A 2003-nucleotide genomic window follows, 5' to 3' on the forward strand; every position below is an offset into this window, starting at 1 on the left:
TCGTCGGGCGTGGTGTTCACCGCACCGCACGCCCAACAGTTCCATTCCCCGGGAAGTTCGTAATGCGTCGTGGACCAGAAACCTTTCGGACGGCCCTGAATGAAGCGGCCCACGGGGCTGTGGCCTGCGCGGGTCAGGATTCGGGTCAGCGGTGGCCGTGATGTCGAGCCGTCACGGGGCGCGGTGGCCTGGCCGGCCTCTGGTGACGGGTCGACGTCTCGGCCGCCGCCCGGTGCTCCTCCGGCTGTTCGAGGGGAGGGCGGCGGTGGCGCCAGGCGCGGCAACGCAGAGGCCTCCGGAAGCAATCGGCTTCCGGAGGCCTCTGCGCTTGAAGCGGGAACACACGAGTGGTCATAACGCGAGGAAAATCCGCGCTCCCTCGGTCCTACTGATCGCGGTGGATGACCGCAGACATGGCTAGGACCACACCACGCACAGCAATGAGCAGTACACCCAGCAGCCAGTAGTCGCTGAAGCTCTTGCCGGAAATCAGCACCCAGGCGGCGAAGACGACACACACCAGTGCCGCGAAGCCTGCGAGTTTCTTGATCGTGTCAGTCATGGGTCCAGCTCTCCTGCGTCAGCACTTGGTCGTGTTCCACTGCAGCGGGACGGGCGGCGGCAGCGAGTACTTCATCTTTACGCACTTGCCGGACTTGCTGGCATTCTTGAACGTGTTGGTGATGCTGCCCAGCGAGTCGTACACAACCAGCGCACAGCCGCCCCCGACAGCACCGGGCAAGAAGCCGCAGAGCGCCGCAGCGTACTTCGACTTCGACATGCCCTTGGCCATGCGCTTGGTCTCAGCACGGTTGTACTTGACGTAGATCCCCCAGCCCCAGGTGACCTTGGGGTCAGCGACAACGGGAAACGCGGTGCTGTCCTCGTATTCCACAGACTGCACAAGAGTGCCACCGTCAACACGGTAACTCGTATCGACAGCGCGCCCATTGGCGTCCTTGGCCCACGCCGGATCGATGTGGCCGACCGTCGCCTCCACACCCTCCGACACGAAGCCGATGTCGTAGCCGCCGTCCTCCGCGGCGCGCAGACCGAAGCCTTCCGGAAGACCGAGCTCGAAGCGGTGCTCCTGGGGAGCGGAGCCGTCCTTCAGCACCACCAGCGCACGCGCTCCACCGTCAGCCGTCGGCTGGACCGCCACATCGGTGGAACGCCCGGCCCCCGTGTACACGACGGTACCGCTCGGCGACTTCACACCCTTGACGGACTGCTCGTCCGGCAGCCCCAGCCGGAGCGTCTTGCCACCAGGAGCCACGATCTCCACCGCGCCCGAGGAAGCAGACGGAACAACGACACGGGTCGCCCCCTGCCCGGTCTCGGTCACCGCGACCGCGGCCTTCCCTCCGGCAGCGACAGACAGAGCGATATCTCCCGTACCCGTAGCTGCCTCAATGGCCTGTGCCACTTCCTCCTGCGGCCCGGTCGATTCAGCCGGCGCCGGAGCAGCAGCCGCAAGTAGCACTATGCTACTCACAGCCGCGACTATTGCACCCGACAATTTCCTACGTTGGTGACGCACTGCCACCCTCCCGTTTTCTTGCAAAAAGAATCGTGCAACTGCTGTCTAGGTCAGTTGCGACAGCAATCGGTTGATCATATCGACCGGTAGTAGTGCTCAGGCCAAGGGGGGCTGTACCAGGGCTTGAGCGAGTTCCGGGGGTGGGCGGTTGGTCGGGCCGTGACCGGTTGGGGTGCATAGCAGAGCAGGCACGGGCTTCGCCCAGTCCATGCCGAGCTTGGCGAGGGCGGCGAGCTGTCCGTCGGCGTCGACGAGGTCGGCGAGGATCCGGTAGTGCCGCTGCCAGTTCAGCGGCCAGGGGCAGTTCCAGTCCTCATCGATCGCCGCCAGCTGCGCCGCCCGCTCCGCCGCGCGCTTCGGGTCCTTGCCGAGGCCGCCCTTCCGGCGGAGGTTGGCCATGTGCTGCCCGATCGGCACCATCGCCTCCCCCTCGCCCCACATTGCGTCCTGGCTTCGTCGATTG

General features: G+C 65.7%; 2 protein-coding genes and 1 pseudogene. All 3 read right to left on the reverse strand.

Translation table 11 applies throughout. The features are described 5' to 3' along the window. Positions 1-385 precede the first annotated feature (385 nt). Entirely contained in the window at positions 386-562 is a 177-nt protein-coding gene (locus tag ACGF2Y_RS36575) for a hypothetical protein (RefSeq protein WP_392956407.1), read from the reverse strand. 18 nt (positions 563-580) lie between these two features. Further along, a complete protein-coding gene (locus ACGF2Y_RS36580; protein WP_392956409.1) occupies positions 581-1426 on the reverse strand; it encodes a hypothetical protein in 846 nt (281 codons plus the stop codon). 210 nt (positions 1427-1636) lie between these two features. Further along, positions 1637-2003 (reverse strand): annotated as a pseudogene (locus ACGF2Y_RS36585) (helicase); the annotation flags it as partial.

It is taken from the genome of Streptomyces sp. NPDC048142 (genome assembly GCF_043202835.1).
Classification (GTDB): Bacteria; Actinomycetota; Actinomycetes; order Streptomycetales; family Streptomycetaceae; genus Streptomyces.